Source organism: Paenibacillus sp. RC73, from assembly GCF_044908085.1.
Lineage (GTDB): Bacteria > Bacillota > Bacilli > Paenibacillales > Paenibacillaceae > Paenibacillus > Paenibacillus terrae_A.
The window spans coordinates 172728-197630 of the sequence record NZ_JBIYCV010000005.1 but is presented as its reverse complement, the minus strand read 5'-3'; the positions used below and the strand labels follow the sequence as shown (position 1 = coordinate 197630).

13 protein-coding genes and 3 pseudogenes are annotated in these 24903 nt (G+C 41.6%); 14 read left to right on the top strand and 2 right to left on the bottom strand.

Going from position 1 to position 24903, the window contains the following annotated elements; genetic code table 11:
• Positions 1-460: 460 nt before the first annotated feature.
• The 3 genes and pseudogenes from ABH897_RS14055 to baiCD all read left to right on the top strand — a co-directional run.
• A pseudogene (locus ABH897_RS14055) lies at positions 461-673 on the top strand (SDR family NAD(P)-dependent oxidoreductase); the annotation flags it as partial.
• A 568-nt stretch (positions 674-1241) separates the two neighbouring features.
• Complete coding sequence (locus ABH897_RS14050) at positions 1242-1826, top strand: TetR/AcrR family transcriptional regulator (RefSeq protein WP_283656037.1); 585 nt, start codon at positions 1242-1244, stop codon at positions 1824-1826.
• A gap of 208 nt (positions 1827-2034) precedes the next feature.
• A complete protein-coding gene (gene baiCD / locus ABH897_RS14045) occupies positions 2035-3972 on the top strand; it encodes a bile acid Fe-S flavoenzyme BaiCD (protein ID WP_404592242.1) in 1938 nt (645 codons plus the stop codon).
• Here the strand turns inward: baiCD and ABH897_RS14040 are convergent.
• The gene (locus ABH897_RS14040; protein WP_283657929.1) at positions 3969-4217 is read right to left on the bottom strand and encodes a hypothetical protein; all 249 of its coding nucleotides are present in this window, start codon (positions 4215-4217) and stop codon (positions 3969-3971) included. The two genes, baiCD and ABH897_RS14040, sit on opposite strands and share 4 nt — an antisense overlap.
• 358 nt (positions 4218-4575) lie before the next feature.
• Here ABH897_RS14040 and ABH897_RS14035 point away from each other — a divergent pair.
• Positions 4576-4940, top strand: a pseudogene (locus tag ABH897_RS14035) (SDR family NAD(P)-dependent oxidoreductase).
• A 10-nt stretch (positions 4941-4950) separates the two neighbouring features.
• Positions 4951-5130 (top strand): SDR family oxidoreductase, encoded by a 180-nt coding sequence (locus ABH897_RS14030; RefSeq protein WP_404529658.1) that lies wholly within the window; start codon positions 4951-4953, stop codon positions 5128-5130.
• Positions 5131-5390: 260 nt separating this feature from the next.
• On the opposite strand, the gene ABH897_RS14025 is transcribed toward ABH897_RS14030, so the two are convergent.
• Positions 5391-5975, bottom strand: coding sequence for a TetR/AcrR family transcriptional regulator (locus ABH897_RS14025; RefSeq protein WP_404592364.1), 585 nt, complete (start codon positions 5973-5975; stop codon positions 5391-5393).
• 659 nt (positions 5976-6634) lie between these two features.
• Between ABH897_RS14025 and ABH897_RS14020 the strand changes: the two are divergent.
• The 9 genes and pseudogenes from ABH897_RS14020 to ABH897_RS13980 all read left to right on the top strand — a co-directional run.
• Positions 6635-7378 (top strand): annotated as a pseudogene (locus tag ABH897_RS14020) (SDR family NAD(P)-dependent oxidoreductase); the annotation flags it as partial.
• 294 nt (positions 7379-7672) lie between these two features.
• A complete protein-coding gene (locus tag ABH897_RS14015) occupies positions 7673-9412 on the top strand; it encodes a sensor histidine kinase (RefSeq protein ID WP_283656042.1) in 1740 nt (579 codons plus the stop codon).
• A 19-nt stretch (positions 9413-9431) separates the two neighbouring features.
• Positions 9432-11030, top strand: coding sequence for a response regulator (locus ABH897_RS14010; protein ID WP_283657935.1), 1599 nt, complete (start codon positions 9432-9434; stop codon positions 11028-11030).
• A gap of 445 nt (positions 11031-11475) precedes the next feature.
• Positions 11476-13992 (top strand): glycoside hydrolase family 3 N-terminal domain-containing protein, encoded by a 2517-nt coding sequence (locus ABH897_RS14005; protein WP_283656045.1) that lies wholly within the window; start codon positions 11476-11478, stop codon positions 13990-13992.
• Positions 13993-14045: 53 nt separating this feature from the next.
• Positions 14046-15404 (top strand): MFS transporter, encoded by a 1359-nt coding sequence (locus ABH897_RS14000; protein WP_283656046.1) that lies wholly within the window; start codon positions 14046-14048, stop codon positions 15402-15404.
• A gap of 66 nt (positions 15405-15470) precedes the next feature.
• Positions 15471-17951: a glycoside hydrolase family 3 N-terminal domain-containing protein gene (locus tag ABH897_RS13995; RefSeq protein WP_283656047.1), complete on the top strand. Its 2481-nt coding sequence runs from the start codon at positions 15471-15473 to the stop codon at positions 17949-17951.
• A 192-nt stretch (positions 17952-18143) separates the two neighbouring features.
• The gene (locus tag ABH897_RS13990) at positions 18144-19667 is read left to right on the top strand and encodes an ABC transporter substrate-binding protein (RefSeq protein WP_283656048.1); all 1524 of its coding nucleotides are present in this window, start codon (positions 18144-18146) and stop codon (positions 19665-19667) included.
• A 308-nt stretch (positions 19668-19975) separates the two neighbouring features.
• On the top strand, positions 19976-22420 hold the full coding sequence (locus tag ABH897_RS13985; protein WP_283656049.1) for a glycoside hydrolase family 2 protein: 2445 nt from the start codon (positions 19976-19978) through the stop codon (positions 22418-22420).
• A 45-nt stretch (positions 22421-22465) separates the two neighbouring features.
• On the top strand, positions 22466-24772 hold the full coding sequence (locus tag ABH897_RS13980; RefSeq protein ID WP_283656050.1) for a glycoside hydrolase family 3 C-terminal domain-containing protein: 2307 nt from the start codon (positions 22466-22468) through the stop codon (positions 24770-24772).
• Positions 24773-24903 lie beyond the last annotated feature (131 nt).

The window sequence follows — 24903 nt, the reverse complement described above, 5'->3', positions numbered from 1 at the left end:
CCCGATCGGTTCACAACCGTATCGGGTGTTTTCGTATCATTGGAAAATTAGTGGAACTCAAAAGACGACCACGGAGCAATCTCATTAAAAGTGAGTAAGAGCTATTGCTTTGCAGTGTTGAAAGGCGTAAGAATCTGCCCGTGCATGCCCAGTTCAAACATCCGCAATTATAATTTCCATAAGAGAGAAGAGGTTATGGCTGATGGTCTTGAGTTCTTTAAAGTTAATTTGAAATAAACTCTAGCTGATGGGGCGTACGATCTATTACTACAAAGACAAATGATAAAGGTATAACAACTATTTACATTCATATTGAACACGTTTTACAGGTTGATTCCGCTTCGATACAGCTCTTAACTACGATGTCTAGTAGATACTTTTTCTATTATAGTGAATTAATATCATTTGCAAAGATACACGGAACGGATTTGCAATACAAAATGTTGACGAGTATACTAAAAACTCCATCCATCCCGGATATATTGAAAAGCCGATGATGGTCGATTTGTTCAAGGACGAGAATATGAATCAATGGTTCCTATCGCAGACGCCGCTTCCACGTTTGGGTAAGCCGGAGGATATCGCCAACGGCGTCCTATTCTTGGCGTCGGACGAGTTTTCCTACATTACAGGCGTGGAACTGCCAATCGACGGCGGCTATTCCGCGAAATAATCGTCGGATCTTCGCGGACTGCATTCTTTGCCTCAGCCGGGGAGCAGTGCGGTGATGACGATATCGCCGTCACCGCAATATCGAACATCTGGGTTAGATGCAGTTAAAGGTAGTCCTTTGCTACTCCAAAAACACCAGAAAATGAAAGAACTTTTACATACTTTGAACAACCTTCATATGAGGATAATCTTACTCTACTTATCTCATGAATCTCCCAAAGTTTACTTAAAATATATTTACGTTAATTTAACTGTCGACCGCTATTGGACCGTGAGAGAAGAAAAGGCGACTGAATTCGGTTTAAAAGATGTAGCATTCGAAAATCTAGCGACATTTACACACAGCTTCATGCTGAAAGCTTACTTCAAATATGAATTGTAGAGAGGAAGATGCTGCAAAAAATGAATATCTTAAACTGCTGATCAATCAGCAGCTTTTTTGTTTGAAACGGAGAGGAAATGTTTTTGGATAGCATCATTAATACTTCGCTTTAATTTTGTTGTTCCATTGTTAATATTAGCTGATTTGATATAATACGTTAAAGATTAACAATTTACAGAGGTGGCAAATGAGAAAGCTTAAGAGCATAGAAGAACGGATTCTCGATCGGGCTCTATACCTAATGGGAATTAACAAAACCTGCGATATACCCATTAGGACTATAGCTAAGGAAGCTAATGTAAACGTCAGTGCGATTAACTATTATTTTCGGTCAAAAGAAGAAATGCTGAGGTTGGTCAAGGAGTTTTACATTGAGAACACCTTGACCGTTTTAGCTATATTGAACAACAAGAATTATAAGGTAGAAGAAATGTTGGTGTTGACGGCCAATGAAATCATGGAATATTCGTTGAGATTCCCAGGAAATATGGTAATTTTGAGAGATTCAAAAAAGCGTGCCGACATCGACGAGGTCTCAAGAAAAATTATCGACATATCTGCGGAAATAGAGAAACGGTTGAAAGAGCTAATTCGCCAGCTTATTCTGGGTGATGAAACATACTTGAATTATAAATACTTAATTTTTACCGCTTCTATTAATTATCCGACTGAGTATGATGGCAATGAGGACTTGGGAGGAACGCTATTAGTCGAAAGAAAGGATAGAATGACATATCTCAAGCTGCTGATCAGGACTCTGATATCAACTTAAGGAGTGCAGGAAGCGTGAGACCAATAGACTATGCTGGGATAGTCTATTTTTTATGAAAAAATTCAAACAAAATGTTCTAAACGAATTGATTTAATTATCTGTTCAGCTTATATTTAAATTGTGAATTACAAGTTGGTATGTTTATAAACAAAGTTGTGAAAAAAATCACAAATTAAAGGTTTTAGTAGTATCGAGGAGGAGAATTTATATGGTATACGACACTCTTTTTAGTCCTATCAAAATTAAAGGGTTGGAACTAAAGAATCGGGTTATGTTTCCGGCAATGGGAACAAAGATGGCAAGCGAGGACCGTTTTGTAACGCAGCAGTTGATTGATTATCATGTAGCAAGGGTTGAAGGTGGCTGCGGTTTAAATATTACAGAAGTATGCTCTGTCTACAAGCTTGCTTCCCCGAAGAAATATCTTGCGATTTCGGAGGACAAATACATTCCTGGTTTGAAGAAACTTACGGATGCGATTCACGAAGCGGGGGGGAAGGCAGGAGCTCAACTCTGGCTCGGAGGCCTGGCTGTCGGAAGCGATCCTGAGCAAATGATCATCATTCCAAGTCCCATACTGGTGCCGGGAACAGAGCACACCATCCCCGGAGCAAGCCTAGAGACTATTCAAGAAGTGGTCAAAGCATTTGGAGAAGCTTCCAAAAGGGCAGTAGAAGCTGGCTTCGACACCATCGAATTTCACGCTGGTCATAATTACACTCCTCATTCCTTTCTCAGCTCCCATTTTAATCGGAGAACGGATGAATACGGTGGGGATTTGGATCATCGGGCAAGGTTCCTGATTGAATGCATTGAGGCTATTCGTCAGAATATGCCCGCTGACATGCCGCTGTTCATGCGAATTGACGCGCATGACGATTATTTGGAAGACGGCCTGACCATTGAAGAGGTTATCCAATTTTGCAAGCTGGCCAAGCAAGCCGGAGTAGACATATTGGATGTATCCAGAGGCAACTTTTCCTCTTCGGGCATTATTTACGAGGTTCCTCCCATCGATCTGCCCAGAGGCTTCAACGTCGATAATGCGGCCAGAATCAGGAAGGATACTGGCATGATTACTGTAGCTGTAGGCCGAATTAATGATCCTGCTCAGGCGGATGAGATTCTTTCAAGTGATAAGGCGGATATGGTTGTAATTGGGCGTGCTCAGCTTGCCGATCCTGAATTCTGCAATAAGGCACAAGCGGGAAAAGCAGAGGGTATTGTCCGGTGTGTCGGATGCAATCAAGGTTGCTATGACGGATTTGTCTCAACGGAAATACCATTTATCACTTGCTTGAGAAATCCGGCACTGGGCAGAGAAATCGAATACAAGCTAACGACTACCGAGTACCCCAAAAAAGTTTTGGTTGCGGGCGGCGGGATAGCAGGTCTTGAGGCAGCTATAATTTTGAAGCGCAGAGGCCATCATCCGATAGTATGCGAAGCTTCTGACGCGTTAGGCGGACAGTTTGCACTTGCCGGCGAAGCACCGAGAAAAGAAGAGATGAAGACAGCAGCTTTGGCTATGGGGGAGCAGGCCATCAGAGAAGGTGTAGATGTGAAGCTTGGAACGCCTGTTACCGCTTCTCTTATTGCGGAGCTTCAGCCCGACGAAGTGATCATTGCCGTTGGTTCTACTCCGATGGAATTGAAAGTTCCCGGCAGCCACTTGCCATTGGTAACAAACTCTCATGATGTTCTTGCTGGCAAGCTGACGATTTTCGGCAAGGTTGTCGTTGTCGGGGGCGGCCTGGTGGGCTTAGAGGTGGCTGAATATTTACACGATCAAGCCTCCGAAATAACAGTGGTAGAAATGATGGATCAAGTAGCCAAGGATTTGGGGCAGCTGCGTTCGATATGCGTCATGGAAAATCTTTATGCTTCTGGAGTGAAAACCTTAACGGATGCCAAATGTGTGGAAATTAAGGACAACGCAGTTGTAATTGAAAGCAAGGGACAGCTTCAAGAATATCCATGTGATTCGGTTGTGGTTGCTATTGGTGCCAAATCACGAAATTTTGAGAATATAAATGCGTTTTGCAGAGAGCATCACATTCCATGTCATGTTATCGGAGATGCGGTTCAAGCTCGCAGAGCGCTGAATGCCGTAGCCGAGGCAAACGAAATTGCACGGGCGATTTAGGCGAGAAAAGGAGCAATGGAAATTGGAGTAAAAGCATTGGTAGCACAAAGCAAAGATGCTACTGCAAAGTCATGCTGGAGAGATTTGTCAGCTCCCAGCATGACCATATGAACACGTGGAAGGTTTGAGTAGACACCGAATGAAGAAATGGTTGGTTCGATTGCATTATTGTTTAATACCCTCTCCAATATTTCTCCCATCTCATGGCTGGATTCTATTGCACCGCTTTGCAACCAATTGATCAAGATATTAAAAATAGCATCTGCATAGTATTTATTGTAATAAATGTTTACAAACGTTGAAATACTGCTTACTATCAGTCTTCTTGTGCAGTCTTAATAGCGAGGCAAATTCCTCTGTCGAATATTCCGTATAGCTTTCCAATATGTCATCCTTATTATAAAGCTATCTATAATATGTCGTTCTGGAGAAACCTGCTTTTATTGTGATCTGGGTAATCGTTATTTCTTGATCCGAAGCGTTCTTCATCAAATTCAGCAAAGCATTTACTATCCATTCTTTGACTATCATTTTTTCACTATAGCTTTTTATGATGTAACTTTTATCAAAACGAATGTAGCGGATGAAAAAAGCGTTAAGTCTATGGTTGAAGAAACCGTCTCAAAGTATGGGACAATTGATATATTAATCAATAACGCTCAAGCAACAGATAAAAGTGCATTACCGACATTGGTTGAAGATACTACTGTTGAACTAATGAAATTGTGTTGGACTACTGGGGTGCTAGGCACTTTCTTCTGTACAAAATACATAGTCCCTACATGAAGAAACAAAAATATGGCAGGATCGTAAATACTGCGAGTACAACCGGCGTTAAAGGTATGGAGACTTTTGCTGCTTATGGTTCTCAAAAAGAAGCTATTCGTGGATTGACACGTGTATGTGCCACTGAACTAGGGGCATTTGGAATAACGTGTAATGTGATCTGTCCAGGTGCATTTAACTGAGGCATCCAAGATGTGGAAAGAGGCTTTCCCTGATGAATATGCCGCAGCAGTGGCACCTCAACCGATTAAACGATTAGGTGATCCCAAAAAAGATATTGCTCCTGTAGTCATGTTCTTGGTATCTGACGATGCACAGTTTGTTACAGGACAAACCATTGGCGTTGATGGCGGAACTACTATGCTCTCTTAATAGGCGTGAGGAAAAAATTTAATTTTACTTCATGAGGTTAGCTAGTATGAATACTGGCTGGCCTTTTTCGCATGAGTTGGGAAGGACCTGGAGCGATCAATACACCATCAGACAAATGAGGCCGATCAGCAGCTCGGTCGCACAAAAATGAACTCAAAAGGAGAAAGTACACTTGTCCTGTTCAATATGTGCTCACATCGGTCCTCATAATCTGGGAATCCGCGATATCCTGAAGCCAATCTAAAGCCCAAAGGCGATGTTTACGCTCTTAATTGGTCCAGGAACAATTTCTTCAGGATCTTGAACTGTTTTGCCTCTTCTACCTGGGTATGAAATGCCGCAATGCCATTCAGCATAGCCATTTTCTTGGAAAAATTTCCAAAAACGTTCATCATGGTAATGATGGTATCGGTAGTCATATGGTCCGTCCTTACGGAGCCGTCTTGCTCTCCAAGTAAGGCAAGCTCGCTGAAAAGCGCGATCAGTTTGTTGTATTGTGCCTGATAGATTTCTATATCTTCCAGAGGTTCTTTTGACATCGCAACGTAACATTCAAATGCTTCAATAAGTTTAGAGTTTCGTTGATGCTCTGTGTTCTGAAAAAAGATGAGCACACCGAAAATTCTGTCCAGCTTGTCGTAACAGTTGCCTTTGCCCCTAACAATTTCCGATAACACCTCAAATTCGGATTGGACAATCCTGGTAGCTACGGACACAATCAATTGCTCCTTTTTAGGGAAATAACGGAAGATGGTAGCTACGCCCAAACTCGCCTCCTTGGCGATTTCCTGCATCGTAGCTTGTTCAAACCCTTTATTGGTAAAAACGATCTGGGCTGCTTCAATAATATTTCTGCGTCGCGTTAATCTCAGATTGCTGCGCTCATGTTCAAGTCTTTGACTAGGTTGAATGAGGAAGACCTCCTTACAGGATTCAGCTTCAATTATGCTAGCAAAGATGCCTCTTGCTTGTCAATGAACATGCTTGTTAAACATAGCGAAGCACACAGATTAACTTTTACCTGGCTCACGAAGCAAAGTTGGACCTGCAGCAAGATACGAAGCTTTTCCAATCTAAGTATCTCTTCAATATGGAAGTGTTCTGCGTGGCCATAACTTTGGGTATAGTTGCACCCACATTCTCAAAATGATATCATTACTATCATGATGATAGCTATAATATCATTTAAAAAACATATTAACTTTACTGGAGGATGAGCCCAATGGCATACAATGAAAATATTAAAATTGGTAATTTATTAAACCATGAGGAAGCGTTTGCTGTACTGCAAAAACATTTGCCTGAATTTGTAAAAGAACCAACATTTAAGATGGCTTCCAATTTCACTTTGGATCAGCTGGTGGCCCTTCCTCAAGTGAACATTCCCCTTTCTACACTAGAAGCAATTAAGAATGATTTGGCTCCAATTGTGTTTGTAGCAGAAGAAACTCCACAAACCCACGCTGCTCCTTCTTCCAGAAAAAACGATGCTACGCTTGAGGGTAAAGTCATCACCATCACAGGTGCAGGAAGCGGAATTGGCCGGGCAAGCGCAGTGCTGATGGCATCAAGAAAGGCCAAGCTGGTGCTGGTTGACTTCAATACTGCTACAGGAGAAGAAACGCTGGAGCTTGTTCGTAAAAATGGTGGGGAGGCCGTTTTTGTTCAAGCTGACGTATCCCGAAGTGAGGATGTTCAGAACTATATACAGAAAGCAATTGAAACTTATGGAAAAATTGATGTGGCATTTAACAATGCTGGTATTTTGCAAAAATTCCAACCCTTTCATGAAATCTCAGAAGAAGAATTTTCGCGGGTGATTGGTGTTAATCTGAAAGGGATATTCTTTGGAATGAAGTATGCCCTGCAAGTGATGGAGAAACAAGGCTACGGTCATATCATCAATACCGCATCTACGACTGCAATACGTGCCGAGCACAGTTTGGCTGCCTACACTGCAAGCAAGCACGGAGTTGCAGGTTTAACAAAAGCAGCTGCAATCGAGTATGTGAGAAAAGGAATTCGCATAAATGCCATCTGTCCTGGGGGAGTGGCTACAACCTTAACAGCGGCTGTTCCTCAATCACTGCAAGAAAGCGGTTATGTACCAGAAGAATTCCCGAATATGCGGATTGGGCGTTATGCAGAGCCTGAAGAACTGGCTGAACTGGTTGCTTTCATGGCCTCGGATGGCTCAAGTTATATGACGGGGTCCATCATAGTGGCCGACGGCGGTCTTACGCTCTGATTCGAGATAGCAACAAAATAAAATAGATGTCGCATGTTTCACACTTGAGTGGATTTATGTCGGTTGTAAGGCTTCAGCAGAGGCACATCGCAGCAAGCGATGTGCCTCTGGTTTTTTTTATGTGACGGATTGTACATCAACCACAGACCACGAAAATGTTTGGGATGGAAGACTGCTCACGAATCTTTTTCAGAAGAACTGTCGCACTTGGCTTGACATTCCGTCATATAAAAAAAATAATAACTATAATAAATAGAATTGACTGGCGTTTTTCACATTACAGGAGGACTTCATATGGGCGTACGATTCCCACATATTTCTTGGAACTCTATTCGTTTAAAGCTGGTTGTAGGATTATTTGTCGTTACAGTACCACTTCTAGCACTGCTTATATACAACCATCATTACAGTATAAATGTTGTGCATAACCAAGTGGCAATTTCCAATAAAAACTTGATTTCTTTGTATATGGGGGAGATTGACACTCGATTGGAAGTTGTGGAGAAAAATATACTCGGTCTGGCTACAACCAATTATGATATTCAGTCCATGGGTATGCCTAACTCTGAAGATGAGTATCAGCTTGCGAAATACAATGTTTCATTGTATTTATCAAACAATATTCTTTTTAATAAATCAATTGATGCTTTTTTTGTATTTAATCATGATCGTCAAGATTTGCTTGATGTCTTCCAGTCTTCTGTTGCCTACTCAGAAAGAATGCAGGTTGAAAAAAATCTCGTTCAGCATTTAAATCAGCTTGCAAATTCATCTGAGCAGGCATCTCATGATTGGTATGTTAAAAAAATTGGGAACACGAACTATATTCTTCGTACCATAAAATCAGGTAACCTCTATATAGGAACTTGGGTAAATGCGCAGACCCTCCTAGGTCCTATGAATTTGATTAATTTAGGAGCTGATGGTCATGCACTGCTCGTTGATTCTCAAGGGAACCCTTTGGTTAATGCCAATTTCCTTCAGAATAATCAGGTTGACCTTTCAAGAGGATTTCAACAATATTATTTAACCGGAAGCAAGAATAATTGGTTGGTTGTGGGTAAACCTTCTCAGGTGGGTAAATTTAGTCTGGTCGCCATTATTCCAAATGAGCAGATTCTGCAAAACTTGCCAAAGATAACTCAATTGATAGAATGGATATCATTTGCATCCATAGCTTTATTACCACTTAGTTTATTATTTCTGCATCGTGAATTATTAGTGCCACTTAAACGTTTGGTTTCAGTCATGAACAAAATTAATAAAGGGCATGTTAATGTTAGAATAGATGACTACAATGCTGCAGATGAGTTTGTCATGGTAAATCAAACCTTTGATAAAATGATATCGCAAATAGAGGAATTGAAAATCAATGTCTATGAAGAACAATTGAGCAAGCAGAAGGCGGAGCTGCAGCACCTTCAACTTCAGGTTAATCCTCATTTTTTTATGAATTCATTAAACATATTGTTTAACCTGGCACAAGTGAGGAATTATGAGCTTATTCAAGAAATGACTTTGTGTTTAGTTAATTATTTCCGTTTCATGTTTCGCAGCAACCTTTCCTTTGTTACTTTGCAGGAAGAATTACAGCATGTGATAAATTACATTCGGATTCAGGAAATGCGATTTCCTGATCAGTTGACATGTAGAATAGATTGTCCAGACTTTTTGAAAAGTTTACAGATCCCTCCGTTGTTGATTCAAACCTTTCTTGAAAATTCGATTAAACATAGTGTTACATTAGAGGAACCTTTGCATTTATCTGTAAGTCTGGACTTAAAGGAAACGGGTTTAAGTCCTTATGTCGAAATCATTATTCGCGATACAGGGAAAGGATTTTCAAATGATGTATTAGCTGAGATTCGCTCGGGAAATCGAGTGATAGACGAGAAAGGAGAACATATCGGGATCTGGAATGTTAAGAAGAGATTGTTACTTTTATACGGTGAGGAAGCTTCAATATCGTGTTATAACGGATACCCGAACGGAGCAGTAGTGGAAATCAAGCTTCCTTATGAGGAGGAAGGTTAGAAAGTGGGTCAAGTGACTTATGTATCAAATATTAATTGTGGATGATGAAATCCATGCAGTAGAAGGAATTCGTTCAGGTATTGATTGGGATAAATTAGGAATTACAGCTGTCTTCACTGCTTATACCGTCAAACAAGCAAAGGAACTGTTTGAGAGAGAGCACATTGATATTATGCTCTGTGATATTGAAATGCCACAGGCATCAGGACTTGAGTTGACAGAGTGGGTAAGAGAACGATATCCGAAAACAGAAACGATTTTCCTGACTTGTCATGCCGATTTTAAATACGCTAAGCAAGCCCTTCAGTTAGGAAGTCTAGATTATATTCTAAAGCCAGTGCCTTTTGAGGAGCTTGAAAAAGTGATAGAAAAAGCGAAAAGTAAGATCAATAAGGAGTCAGAAATTGCTCAATACAGCCAGTTCGGACGAGTTTGGTTTCAGCATCAACCGATGCTAATCGAACGTTTCTGGCAGGATATACTGAATCAAACAGTTCCATCAAATTCGAAATCCGTAAGAAGCGCTGCGACAGATCGAAATATTCCTTATATTGAAGAGAAGCTTCTTATACCGATTCTTATAAGCATTCAAAGATGGCACAAGCCTTTAAGTCAGCGAGAGGAAAAAATACTGGAGTATGGACTCAGAAATTCTGCGGAAGAAATCCTGCTTGGACCTAGCCATGATGGTTTGATCATTGAGTTGAATAACAGAAGGATGCTTGCCATATTATCAGCGGAAGCCAAGCCAAATCATTTATTGGATGTGGAAGAAGCAGGCCAGCATTATATTGAGGAATGCAGGCAATATTTTTATTGTGATATTTCCTGTTATGTTGGAGATAAAGTTTATGGTCATGAGATGTTAGAAATGGTAAATAAACTCAATGAAATGGAAAAAAACAATGTTGCATACAACAATAAAGTTTTCTTGCTCTCAAGCCCTCAAGCCCATCCCTCCATTTATAAGTCTGCCAATATAGATCTGTGGTCGGTTATGTTAATGGAGGGCGCGTTTGATGAAGTGCTGATTGAAGCATTGCAGTATATAAACGGATTCGAGAAGGAAAGTTTAAATGCTGATCTTTTGAATCGATTATATTTGGATTTTCAACAGATGTTGCATTTTGTCCTTCATTCAAAAGGAATCCAAGCGCATCAACTTTTTGTAGATTCCCACTCTCAGGAGTTAGCTACAAATGCATCCCGCTCCGTGACCAATTTGCTTGAATGGTTGAAACATATAGTAAATATGGCAAAGGAATATGTACGTTCTCTTGAGCAGAGCCAGAGCGTGGTGCAAAAAGTAATTCAATTCATCAAGCTTCATATCTCAGAGGATCTCTCCCGTGAAGAGATTGCCAATCATGTTTTTCTAAATCCTGATTATTTGACCCGAGTTTTTAAAAAGGAAACTGGAATGTCCGTATCGGAATATATGTTTCAAGAACGGATGAGTCTTGCTCAAAAGCTTCTCACAAAGACCGATATGCCTATAAGCGTCGTTGCATCCCATATCGGTTACTCTAATTTTTCCCATTTCTCGCGAATGTTCAAAAAACATACGAATTTAAATCCCAATGAATTTCGTCATTTGTATCATCAAACCTCGGAATAAGCCAAGCCATTAAATGAATAGCCAATAATGTGTGAAAATTAAAGAAAGCTTAAAACTTCATCTTTGTGCTGAGCAAAACAACTAGCTGAAATGAGCGAAAAAGTCTATAGCTGATGTATAAAACCGGTCAAGATAATTGGACCGGTTTTATAATTGGCAAAGGAGAAGATGTGGTCGGTAATGTGCAACTCCAAAGTCGGCGAAACAGTAGAGGCAACAACTCCATACTACTAAAATAAGATTATATTATGATTTACATGGCTAGAGGTGGAAGGGGAATATTTATAATTCTCTGGCAAACCTGAATTGTGTTTTAGTGAGATGTGGCGAGATGTTCCGTTTAATTTATGTATATTTTGATAACGCTTACACAAAGCTGTGTATTTCGTTAAGGTACAACACTCGGCTTGATTAAAAGCTAATTCGTAAAAAAAGGATGATTGACATGATTGGTACTTGGCATTTTTTACTCAAAACACCAGAAGCAAAATTGAAAATGCAGTTTATTATTGAGAAGCAGCCGACCTATAAATTATCTGTAGTAGTGGAGCCTGTTCCACTGCCGATTGAAATTAATACAATTACAGTCAAAGAAAACGTTCTAACAGCTAATGGTACTTCCCCTCTTGTACCTGATGAACCCATTGAATTTGAACTTACCTTCGAAGATCAGGAGTTCTACGGCAAAATCAAACTTCCCTATCAGGAGGCATTCTCCATAAAAGGAGCTAAAGGACCGGGTCCCTCCCTTGCGGACGATCTAATTGCCGAGTTGGCTACTTATCGTAAGCAGGGTGTGAAGCAACGGAATGATGCCGAGATACGTCAGGCTGTAGAGGAGCTTCTTGGCAAAATGTCTGTCACTGAAAAAATCGGTCAGATGAGCCAATGTATGGCCTCCAATATTTCCTTGGGGTCTGAGATTGAATCCGATCCACCGGAAAAATTGATTACAGATGGTCGAGTTGGCTCTGTGCTTGGAGCTCTGGGAAGCAGTCGTGCGTTTGATCTGCAAAAAATCGCCGTAGAGCAATCCCCGAATGGGATACCATTGTTTTTTAACTTTGATGTAATACACGGGTTTCAGACTATCTTTCCAGTGCCACTTGCCTGGTCTTGCAGTTGGAATATGGAAGCTATAAGAGGAGCCTGTGCCATCAGTGCCAAAGAAGCTAGTGCCAGTGGTATTAACTACAATCACGGTCCTATGGTGGACGTTACGAGAGACCCACGATGGGGTCGGGTCGTAGAAGGCGCAGGGGAGGACCCTTACCTGGGGAAATTGATTGCACAAGCACAAGTTGAAGGCTATCAAGGGAACGATTTATCTGATCCAGACACAATTATCGCTTGTTTAAAGCATTTCATCGCTTACGGAGCTGCTGAGGCAGGACGGGATTACAATACGGTAGACATTTCGGAAGGAACCTTGCGTAACGTCTATTTACCTCCGTTCCAAGCAGGGATAGAAGCCGGAGCCGGATCAGTGATGAATTCCTTTAATATTTATCAAGGCGTTCCCGTAGCTGGAAACCGCTACCTCCTTAATGATCTGCTTCGCAAAGAGCTTGGTTTTGAAGGCGTATTACTTTCCGACTATGGTGCCATTGACGAGATTGTCGCACATGGTAACGCTAAGGACAGTAAAGAAGCGGCGAAGAAAGCTCTTGATGCTTCATTGGATATTGAGATGGTAACTCGTTCTTATGACCAGTTGGCGGATTTAATTGAACAGAATGTCGTTTTAGAAGAACAATTGAATGAGGCGGTACGACGTATCCTGACCTTGAAGTATAAGATTGGAATTATGGATAACCCGTTTGGCTACATTCGTCCAGAGAAGGAACAGGAATATCACTTTAGTGCGAAGCATTTGGAAGAAAGTCGGCGTTTGGCAGAGCAATCCATCGTATTGTTAAAAAATAACGATGTTCTCCCGATTGCAAGCACAGATCAGAAGGTAGCCATAATTGGTCCTTTCGGTGATACTTCAGACCTGCTTGGACCGTGGCAGTATTCACGCTACACAGAAGAGACTGTTACACTTCGTCAAGGAATCGAACAACAAGGAATCTCCGGGTCTAATCTGCTGATTGAAGCAGGATGCTATGTAGAAGAAGCGATGGATGGAGGATTGGAGCGGGCCATTACAGCCGCAGAACAAGCAGACATCGTTATCCTTGCACTTGGCGAGAGTAGTGAAATGTCCGGTGAAGCCGCGTCTCGCATGGACATATCATTGCCGAAGGTGCAGCAAGAGCTGGCAGAGGCTATTGTGCGGATAGGTAAGCCCACCGTACTTGTGTTGACTAACGGGCGTCCCCTTGTGCTGGATTGGTTCGAGCGTCATATGGATGCCATTGTCGAAACTTGGTTCCTGGGTTCTCAAGCCGGGCATGCAATCGCCGATGTACTCTTTGGGAAATACAATCCATCCGGCAAATTGACGATGAGCTTTCCAACTCATTTAGGGCAAGTCCCGATGTACTACAACCATTTTAGTACAGGAAGACCTGTCACAGAAAAAAATAAAAGTGACAAGTTTTTTTCAAGATATATTGATGGTTCCAATGAACCTCTTTACCCTTTTGGCTATGGTCTAAGCTATACAACATTTGAGTATTCTGAGATTCGCTTATCCCAAAAGCAGATGACTACTTTGGAGACGATTGTCGCCAGTGTTAAGGTCACAAATACTGGAGCGGTATCAGGTGAGGAAATCGTCCAGATGTACATTCAGGATGTATACGGTAGCGTGGTTCGTCCTGTAAAAGAACTCAAGGGGTTTAAGAAGGTGACCTTAGCAGCAGGGGAAACACAAGAAATTCACTTCCATATTACTGAAGCAGATTTGGCGTATTGGAACGTGGACAAGGAGCTTGCAGCTGAACCAGGGGATTTCAAGGTTTATATCGGATCGAATTCCCGTGACGTGAAACAAGCCGATTTTGAACTCTCTTGATCTCAAGGCTTTTACAATAAACCAGGCATCTAAGCAGAAAGGCTGAATAACAAATGGAACGAGAGCTAACAACCAGACAGTTGATTGGAGATGCTTTAGGACAATTTTCATTAAATGCTGTGACGATGTTGATGTCATTATTGATGTTCTTTTACACGGAAGTTGTAGGTGTTTCGGCAGGTCTTATCGGGACAATACTGTTATTAACCAAGGTCATTGACTCCGCAGCCGATATCGGTATGGGTTACATCGTGGACAGAACTCGCTCCAAGCATGGTCAAGCACGTCCTTGGCTATTATGGATGACCATTCCGATGTTCGTATTGACTGTACTGGTGTTCATTGTACCTAATATAAGCGACGGCGGGAAAATAGCATACATCGTTATAACGAATCTATTATTCTATATTTGTGTGATTACTCCGACTTCAATCCCTTATGCAAGTTTAATGGCATTAACAACGAGAAGCAATGAGGATCGCTCTATAATGGGCTTATTTCGGGCCGTCGCCTCATTTGTTTCGGGTGGTGTTGTCACAATTGCCTTTATTCCTGTAGTTAATATGTTAGGTGGAGGGCAAAAAGAATGGATCTTTTTAGCTTCGGTAATAGCATTAATTTCATCTGTCGGAATTTTTATTGCCTATAAATCTACGAGGGAAAAATATAACACGGAACAATTAAAGGAAGAAGGGGAGATCAAGAAGACCCTTTCTCTACTGACAGGTGCAAAATTACTTTTTTCAAACAAATATTGGCTGGTCACTTTTTTGGTAGGATTCTTCACTAATATCTCATTTGGCATGGCTAGCTCATCTGGTATGTACTATGCCAAATACATCTGGGGTAATGTGAATTTAGTGGGAATCCTGGGTGCAATAACGCTTCTCCTAAATCTTTTTGTGTTTGCCATTTCCGTCCCTATTATTAAACGTTGGGGTCAACGGAATACAGCTGTCGTCGGATTAATTGTAGGTATTGTAGGTAGCGTAGTTCGTATCATTGATCCACACAGCATTACGATTGGTGTCATTGGATCTGCGTTGCAATCGTTCGCCATGATTCCCTTGATGGTCGTCATGATGCCGCTTATAACCAGTACGATTGAATATGGAGAATGGAAGCATGGTCAACGGATCGTTGGATTAACCAATAGTATTAATTCTCTGGGCAATAAGGTAGGTACGGCCCTTGGAACTGCGCTTATCGGCTGGCTTCTAGCCTGGGGACATTTTCAAGAAGGAGCAGCTGTGCAAACGGAGTCAGCAAATTCTATAATTATAGTTATGGGTATCTATGTTCCGCTTGTATTGTATATAATTATGGCCGTTTTGCTTTGCTTTTATTCCTTGGAGAAGCAATATACGCGAATATTAGATGATTTATCCAAAAGACGGAGTCCAATAGAGTAATTATGGTGTTGCTGAATTAACGAATGTACATCAATCGAATGTTAGAATATAGTAGGAGGCTTTTAAATGATCTATAAAGATGCAAGTAAGTCGATTCATGACAGGGTCACCAACTTACTTGAAAGGATGACATTAGAGGAAAAAGTAGCCCAGTTATTTTGTGCAACTGTAGAAGATGGAGAGGACAGTCTGGCTAAGCTGAAAGAAAGTATGAAGGACGGAATCGGCACTCTAAGCTGTCTTAACGTCTCCTTAACTGGCGATAATAAGAAAGATATTAATAAACTAAGAAGCATACAAAAATATCTTATGGAAGAAACAAGATTAGGCATTCCAGTGCTCATTCATAATGAGGGGATAGCAGGAGCCCAGATACCGGGAGCGACGACTTTTCCGCAATCTCTTAATCTGGCTTCAACTTGGGAGCCTGAATTGGCTCGGAAAATGGGTGAGGTCGTAAAAAGGCAGCTGCTGTCCTATGGTTTTAGGGCCGTACACTCTCCTCTTTTTGACTTGGGTAGAGATCCAAGGTGGGGAAGAATCGGCGAAACCTATGGAGAAGATCCTTATCTAGTTGCTCAAATGGGGGTGGGCTTTGTTAGCGGCATCCAAGGAGACAATGAAGTGATGTCTGCAGCCAAACACTTTGTCGGTTATGGAAATGCCGAAGGTGGCAGGAACGGTGGAGAACAGCAAATCGCAGAAAGAAGACTGCTGGACACGTATTGTTTCCCGTTTGAAGCGGCAATACATGAATCCAATCTGATGGGTGTCATGAATAGTTATGGCATCTTGAATGACCAAGCAGTGTCTACGTCAAAATGGTTGCTGACAGACGTCCTCAGAGATAAATTAGGATTTAATGGACTAGTTGTTGCGGATTATGGCAGTATCAGTCATGCTAATTCACGGTATCGGGTGGCACAAAGCCCGAAAGATACAGCTATTCTGGCGCTTCAGGCTGGAATGGACGTGGAACAGCCTAATAACTATTGTTATAAGCACTTAGTTGAAGCGGTGAACTCAGGAGAAATTGAAGAGTCTTATGTTGATCGTTCCGTAAGAAGGGTTCTTGAAACCAAATTTAAGCTAGGCCTTTTCGAAAATCCTTATGCAGTTGGAGACTTCTTTGAAGAGATTAACAAGGTAGAGAATGAGGCTTTATCTCAAGAAATAGCGAAGAAATCCATTGTAATGGTCAAAAATGAAGATCATATTTTGCCATTAAAAAAGGAATTGAAAATCGCAGTTATTGGCCCGTCTTCAGACAACAAAACAAACTTTTTCGGAGGATATTCGTCGGTGGGTTCTGCAAGTACCCAAAGTAGTGATTTCGATAAATCCGAAGAAGATCACTATTTAAAAATAGCTTATGCTGGCGCCATTACTGAACATAAAGATGCGTTCAAACCGTTGGGAATCGAATTTGAAGATCAACCCACACCGGAACAAAAAGAAATTATCATGAATTTAATAAAGCAAGGTCGAAGAGAGCATACTCCATCCAATAAAGTGTATGAAACGACGGAAGAATTCACGCAAATATTCTATCCGAATTGTAAATCCGTTAAAGACTTTTTGGAAGAAGAGTTTGGAAAAGATAATGTACTACATGCACAAGGGTGTAATATTCTCCAACCTATTGATGGTGGGATAAATAAAGTTAAAGAAGCTGTCCTACAGGCGGATATTGTGATTGCTGTATTAGGTGGAAAAGAAAGTATGATTGATCCTGAGGCGACCTGTGGAGAAAATAAAGATAATAGCAATATTCATCTTGAGAAACCACAGTTGGAAATGATGAAAGAAGTATTCAAGCTAAATAAACCGGTTATATCCATTATTATTGATGGCAGACCATTAGCAACCCCTTCTATAAGCGAACAAAGTAAAGCAGTATTGTATTCATGGCTTCCTTCACAGTCCGGGGCAGAAGCAATCATCAACATTCTGACAGGAAAAAGCAATCCTAGCGGAAAGTTGCCCGTAACTATTGTAAAAGAAACAAGTCAAATTCCGATGTATAACAGCAGATTGCCGTTCTATGTCGAAATAGATGACTGGGCTGAATTTATTGATCACAGCAAAAACACACCGCTATACCCATTTGGTCATGGATTAAGCTACACACAGTTTGAATATAGTGATTTGAGTCTGGACAGTACGGTTCAGTCCGATGGAGAATTGAGCCTGAGATTTAAGGTGAAAAATGTAGGAACATTTAGTGGTGATGAAGTTGTACAGGTGTATATGAGGGATTCTGTCAGCAGTGTTGTAAGGCCTGTTAAGCAACTTGTCGGGTTTACTCGTGTTAGCCTGGATGTTCAAGAAACAAAAGAAGTTACTTTTAAGGTAAATATGAAACAACTGGCCTTCCATGATTTAAACATGGATCAGATCGTGGAACCCGGGAAGATAGAAGTGTTTATTGGAGCTTCATCTCAGGATATTCGATTAAAAGGTGACTTTTGTATTGTTGGTGAGAAAATGATTATAAAAAGAAAGGTGTTTTCATCAAAGGTAACAGTAAACAAAACAGTGGAGTGATAAAAACTTTTAGTTAGTTATGATGTGTAAGTGATGCTAGACTAAAAAGTGGACACCTAGAAAGAATACGAGAACAAAATCGGATTCATTCTAGGTGTCCACATGAGTAAAAATATGACAAAAAATTAAGAATAAAACCAATGTAAACTGTACATACCTACATTGAATACCGCATGTTAAGATGGCGCTTTCATGAAGTGGAAAAAAACATTGTGGGGGATAACAATGAAAAAAAGAATGAGCTTAGTAAGTGCTCTTCTTGTCTTAATGCTGATATTATCCGCTTGTAGCGGTAATGATGTTGAAAAGGCAAAATCAGCCGATACTAAGGCAGATGGAACAGTGGAGTTAACTGTCGCATTTCCAATTTTCGGTGCTGCACCGAAGGATATCTCTCTCGTTCAAGATGCCATCAACAAAATCGCCCAGAAGAAAATTAATGTTACGGTTAAACTATTGCCGATCGGCTTTGGGGATTGGCAGCAGCAAACGAATTTGATGTTTTCCAGTAATGAAAAGCTTGATTTAATTCCCACAATTTACAACTACAGTTCATTAGTATCAAAAGGTCAACTTATTCCTCTAGATGAACTTCTGACAAAACAGGGAAAAGGAATTACCCAAGTGTTGGATCCAATCTATTTGGATGCTACAAAAGTTAAGGGCTCTATTTATGGCGTTCCTACCTTACGTGACATGGTCACCACTTATGGTATTGCGATGCGAAAGGACTTAGTTGATAAGTATAAAATTGATGGTGCAGGAATTCGGACTATACAGGATATAGAGAGTGTATTAAAAACGGTTAAAGCTGGTGAACCGGATATTGCTCCATTGGTTCCGGGAGCTATAGGTGCTTCTATACTCGCAACCTATCAGACGTATGACTCTCTTGCTGACCAAATTGGTGTTTTGCCTGGTTATGATAATAATTTGAAGCTGGTTAATCTTTACGAAACAGAAGAATATGCCAGTCAGCTTCAAATGGTTAGAAAATGGTATGAAGAAGGATTAATCCTTAAGGATGCCGCAACTAATAGAACGCCCAAATATGATTTAATCAGATCAAAACAGGCTTTTGCATACTTGCTCCGTGTCCAACCTCAAACATATGAAGGTGAAACGCAAACCAGCAGCGTTCCTATGGAAGTCGTAGCATTCTCACATCCAGTATCCACAACATCAACGATAACCAATGTAATGTGGGGAATCCCGGTTAACTCGAAAACTCCTGAGAAAGCAATGGAATTCCTTAATCTAATGTACACAGATAAAGAGATTGCAAACTTGTTGATTTGGGGAATTGAGGGAAGACATTATGTAGTCAAATCCGAAAAGGTCATTGATTTTCCCAAAGGTGTAAACAGTCAAAATTCAGGTTATTATTTAAATACAGGATGGTTGTTCGGTAACCAATTTTTATCTTATGTTTTTAATGGGCAAGACCCTGACTCATGGGAAAAAATCAAAGAATTTAACAAGTCGGCATATAAATCCAAAGCGCTTGGTTTCTCCTTCGACTCTACTCCTGTTAAGACCGAGTTTGCATCTGTGGGGAATGTTATCTCCCAATATGCTGTTCCACTTGAAACAGGGAGCGTTGAACCTGATAGAGTTCTGCCGGAGTTTATTGCAAAGTTGAAATCGGCGGGAATGGACAAAGTCATCGCAGAGAAGCAAAGACAACTCAACGAATGGGCAAAGGCACGTAAATAACATTTATATTGTATCTTATTCGGGCATGCAATTGCGTGCCCGTTTTTTTAATAGGATGGTCGGCAAAGTGCTAATCGGAAGTCGGTGAAATGGTAGAGGATATAGTGGCAGATCCAATAAAATGGGCTTAGAATTGATAGTTTTACCGATGATACAACGAACCAAAGTATTCATATGAACCTTAGGCTTATTCAGTACGACGAACGTCAATACGTGCACGTTCCAGGTACTTATGCGGTTCGGTGATACTATTATTTCATAAAGGACATACAATTAAAAATTTTTAAGAAAAGATGGTGACACACTTTATGATTAGAACATCATTTAATGCCGACTGGACGGTTGGACCGAGAACGACTTATTTTTCCGAGCTTGCCAAAGACCAATCATCCACAAAATTGGTTACGCTTCCACATGATGCCATGTGGGGAAATGAAAGATTGAAAGACGGTAGTAGCAATATTGCTTGTTATCCTGACGGGGAATACGAATACAAGAAACGTTTTTTCGTTCCCTCCGAGTATCGTAGCAAACGGGTTGCGATTGAATTTGAAGGCGTATACAACCAAGCGATGGTGTACATTAACGGGGACTTTGCTTGCCAGCAACCGTTTGGTTATAGCCATTTTTATGTAAAGGCCGACCGTTTCCTCAAGTACGGGACAGAGAATGAAATCAAGGTTATTGCCACGACACATAAAGATTCCCGCTGGTACTCGGGTGCCGGCATCTATCGCAATACCAAGCTGATTGTTGGTAATCTGGTTCACATTGCCTTTGACGGTGTGAAAATTGATACACCTGATATCCATGATGATCGTGCTGTAGTAAGCGTAGCAACCGTAATTGAAAATGAAGGTTTACACACCGTAACTACGCATATATTAAGCGAAATTGTCGATGCGAATGGCACTGTAGTTGCGTCCGATCGGTCGCCAATTACGACTTTTGCAGGAGAATCGGCCACACTCCATCAGCGTATGCTTGTGAGGGATGCAAAGCTCTGGAGCGTGGATCAACCGAATTTGTATATGTGCAGAACAACAGTAACAGCCGGAGATGAGTTGTTGGATGAAGAGACGACGTCCTTCGGGATTCGTTCGCTTACACTGGATTCTGAGCGAGGGCTATGCATCAACGGAGATACCATCAAGCTGCGCGGAGCTTGCATCCATCATGATAACGGTGTAATCGGTGCAGTGACGATCGACAGGGCGGAAGAGAGACGGGTCGAAATTCTGAAAAAAGCAGGCTTTAATGCACTGCGCAGTTCGCATCATCCCATGAGTAAATCCCTTCTTTATGCATGTGACCGTCTTGGTATGCTGGTTATGGACGAGAGCTTCGATATGTGGACCAGTTCCAAATCCGAGAACGATTACGCATTGCATTTCCCTGTTTGGTGGGAAAAAGACATCGAAGCCATGGTTAATAAGGACTATAATCACCCAAGCGTCATCATGTATTCGATTGGTAACGAAATTCCGGAGATCGGTAGCCCGATCGGTTCGATATGGGGCCGTAAGCTGTCGGAGAAAATTCGATCCTTGGACTCTACGCGATTTGTAACGAATTCTGTGAATTTTATGCTTGCTGTAATGAGCGATTTGGCTCAGCAGAAGGAATTAATGGAACCCGAAGCCGACGAAGCTGGTGGCATTAACACGATGATGAATGATTTAGGTGATCTTATGGCGAATATCGTAGCCAGTGAATTATGTACAACGAAAACAGCCGAGGCTTTCGCCAGCGTGGATATTGCAGGCTACAATTATGGAGATGCAAGATATCTAATGGATAAGGATTTATTCCCTAATCGTATTATCGTTGGAAGTGAAACTTTTTCAAACAGGATTGATAAGAGCTGGAATCTTATAAAGAAGAATAACCATCTGATCGGCGACTTTGCCTGGGCGGGATGGGATTACTTGGGTGAAGCCGGCGTCGGAAGAGTTCAGTATGATATGGAAGAAGTTACACACTATATTCAAAGCACGTATCCTTGGATTACAGCTTGGGTCGGTGACATTGATATTATCGGTAATCGGAGATCGGTATCGTATTACCGCGAAATCGTGTTTGGTCTTCGTAAGGCCCCATACATCGCAGTTCAGAGACCTCAGCATTATTTCAAAAAGGCTACTCTGTCGAGTTGGGGCTGGAGTGATTCCATTTCTAGCTGGTCGTGGAACGGATACGAGGGTAAACCGATCAAAGTGGAAGTGTATGCCGATGCCGAAGAAGTCGAACTGCTGGTCAATGGCAAATCGGTAGGGAAAGCTGTTACAGGTGAAGCGAACCGCTTCAAAGCAGAATTTGATACCGTCTATGAGCCGGGAGACGTTACAGCGGTAGCCTACATTGGTGGACAAGAAATTGGGCGGATGACGCTTCATTCGGCAAGTGGTGGCGTCATGTTGGAAGCAGACGCTGACCGAACGGAAATTACAGCTTCCGACAGCGATCTGGCTTTCGTGATGATCAGCCTTGTAGACGACTATGGGAACCTGTATAACACCGCCGATCGCAAGGTTAAGGTCAAGGTTAACGGACCAGGCTTGCTTCAGGGATTGGGCAGCGCAAACCCAGCTTCTGAGGAAGATTTTTTCGATGATGAGCATACAACTTTTGACGGCAAGGTATTAGCAGTTGTGCGTCCGACCGCAAAAGGTACAATCACCGTAACGATCACTGCTGAAGGCTGTACTCCGCATACTGTTCGCATCAACAGCGGAGCTGATGGATGTGAATAAGGGAGATAGGCTCGCAACGTATGATTTGTAAGAGGAGGATTTATCTTGGAAAAGAAAAAAATAAAAGAGATCGTATCCCGAATGACGCTTGAGGAAAAAGCGGCACTTACTTCGGGCTTGGACAATTGGTTCACGAAAGGAGTTGACCGTCTCGGCGTACCGAAACTTCAATTAGCCGACGGTCCTCATGGTTTAAGGATCGAGCCTATAAAGAGTGAGGATACGAATCTATTTAACTCTAAACCCGCAATTTGCTTTCCAACAGGTTCCCTTCTCGCTTCAAGTTTTGACACTACATTAGCTGAAGAGGTAGGGGAAGGACTTGCAGATGAGTGTCTGGCAGAAGACGTTGACATTATTCTCGGTCCTTCGCTTAATACCAAAAGGTCTCCGCTTTGCGGTAGGAATTTTGAATACATGTCAGAGGACCCGCTACTGGCCGGAGAGATGGGAGCAGCTTATATAAACGGCGTTCAAAGTAAGGGAGTAGGAACGAGCGTAAAACACTTTTTCGCTAATTCACAGGAACACAGACGTGTGACCTCGTCCTCGAACGTTGATGAACGCACTCTACGAGAGTTATACCTAACTAATTTTGAAATCGCCATTAAAAAGTCTCAGCCTTGGACCGTCATGACTTCATTCAACAAAATTAACGGTACTTTTGCTGCAGAGCATACCAAGTATATTGAGGATATGCTATATAAGGAATGGGAATTTAATGGTTTTGTTGTTTCGGATTGGGGGGCTGTTCACAACCGGATTGAAGCAGCCAAGGGAGGAACTGCACTTACGATGCCCGCAGACTCCAAAAATGATTATAAGCTAGTAGAAGCAGTCAAGTCTGGCGATCTCGATGAAAAGCAGCTTGATAATCTCTGTGAGCGTATTATTGAGGTCACGTACCGTGCTAAAGAGGGGAAAGTGAAGCAAGAACGCGACTTGGAAACAAGTCTTGCCCGAGCTCAAAAAGCAGCGGAGCAGTCTATTGTACTGTTGAAAAATGAAGGTGTACTACCTATTTCCAAAGAAAGCAAGGTTGCATTTATTGGGAAATTTTCTAAATTCCCTCGCTATCAAGGGGGAGGTTCTTCGCATATCAATTCATACAAAATCATATCGGCACTTGATGCTGTTACAGAAATAACAGAGGTCACCTATGCCCAAGGTTATGAAGATAATCAGGAACGGACAAACGAAGTCCTTCAAGCGGAAGCTGTTGAAGCGGCGAAAAGTGCTGACATAGCAGTTGTGTTTGCAGGCCTCCCAGAATCCTTTGAATCAGAAGGCTATGATCGTAATCATATGAGAATGCCGACTTGTCAAAATGAGCTCATCGAAGCGGTTGCGGCGGTTAATCCCAATACCATTGTAGTTCTTCAAAACGGATCACCTGTAGAAATGCCATGGGCAGATCAAGTGAAGGGAATCGTGGAAACCTATCTTGGCGGCGATGCTGTAGGTGCCGCTACAGTTAATATCTTATATGGTAAAGTCAATCCTTCAGGTAGATTAGCAGAGACGTTTCCTAAGAAGCTGGAAGATAATCCGTCCTTTCTGTTCTATTTCGGTGAAAATGATAATGTAGAATATCGTGAAGGTGTGTTTGTTGGATACCGTTATTATGAGACCAAAAAGTGCGATGTGCTGTTCCCGTTCGGTTACGGATTGTCCTATACCACATTTGAGTACTCCAATCTTAAGCTGAGTCATACTACACTGGATTCCGAAACGGAGACACTTACTGTTAGTGTGGACGTGACCAACACAGGTAAAGTTGAAGGCAAGGAAGTTGTACAGCTATATGTTGCGCCTCACAAGGGGGTCATCATCCGCCCGGTGAAAGAGCTTAAGGGGTTTGCCAAAATAAGCTTAAACCCAGGGGAGACTAAAACCACTACCTTTGTTCTGGATAAACGTTCTTTTGCCTATTGGAATATCCAATTAAACGGATGGCATGTCGAAAGTGGAAAGTATGATATCGTAATAGGCAAAAATGCGCGTGACGAAGTACTCAAACAAACTACAGTCGTAAATGGCGTGAAATTATTTTCTGGAAAGCTGACCGAACTATCTACGATTGGAGAATTAATAGCGACACCAAAGGGTGCTGCATACTGGGAGGAAATTCAACCACGTTTTATTGAGGGCGCGATTAAGTCAGGTTTTGCCAAAGATTCGGATGTGGAACAAGCAGACTCTAGTTTGTCAGGAGAAGAACCAGACAGCAATATTCAAGTACTGTTATCGCTGGCTCTAAACACTCTATGTCTCGTTATATCTGATTACACCGATGAAGATCTTCTTGCTGTATTAGAAGAAATAAATAAGGAGGATTGGAGGACCTACTAGGGGACATTTTCAACTTTGCGGACTGTCGGTAGCAGCAGGGCGATCACACGATTTAATAGGCTTTTGGAGTTGGGATGCTTGATGGAAAGTTTTAGAGACATTAGGAAATAATCTTCTAATATATCTAAAAT

Bases quoted from the DNA above. Each gene is read 5' to 3' on its own strand.
- ABH897_RS14050 (WP_283656037.1), top strand. From the start codon at position 1,242: ATGAGAAAGCTTAAGAGCATAGAAGAACGGATTCTCGATCGGGCTCTA.
- baiCD (WP_404592242.1), top strand. From the start codon at position 2,035: ATGGTATACGACACTCTTTTTAGTCCTATCAAAATTAAAGGGTTGGAA.
- ABH897_RS14030 (WP_404529658.1), top strand. From the start codon at position 4,951: ATGTGGAAAGAGGCTTTCCCTGATGAATATGCCGCAGCAGTGGCACCT.
- ABH897_RS14015 (WP_283656042.1), top strand. From the start codon at position 7,673: ATGGGCGTACGATTCCCACATATTTCTTGGAACTCTATTCGTTTAAAG.
- ABH897_RS14010 (WP_283657935.1), top strand. From the start codon at position 9,432: ATGTATCAAATATTAATTGTGGATGATGAAATCCATGCAGTAGAAGGA.
- ABH897_RS14005 (WP_283656045.1), top strand. From the start codon at position 11,476: ATGATTGGTACTTGGCATTTTTTACTCAAAACACCAGAAGCAAAATTG.
- ABH897_RS14000 (WP_283656046.1), top strand. From the start codon at position 14,046: ATGGAACGAGAGCTAACAACCAGACAGTTGATTGGAGATGCTTTAGGA.
- ABH897_RS13995 (WP_283656047.1), top strand. From the start codon at position 15,471: ATGATCTATAAAGATGCAAGTAAGTCGATTCATGACAGGGTCACCAAC.
- ABH897_RS13990 (WP_283656048.1), top strand. From the start codon at position 18,144: ATGAAGTGGAAAAAAACATTGTGGGGGATAACAATGAAAAAAAGAATG.
- ABH897_RS13985 (WP_283656049.1), top strand. From the start codon at position 19,976: ATGATTAGAACATCATTTAATGCCGACTGGACGGTTGGACCGAGAACG.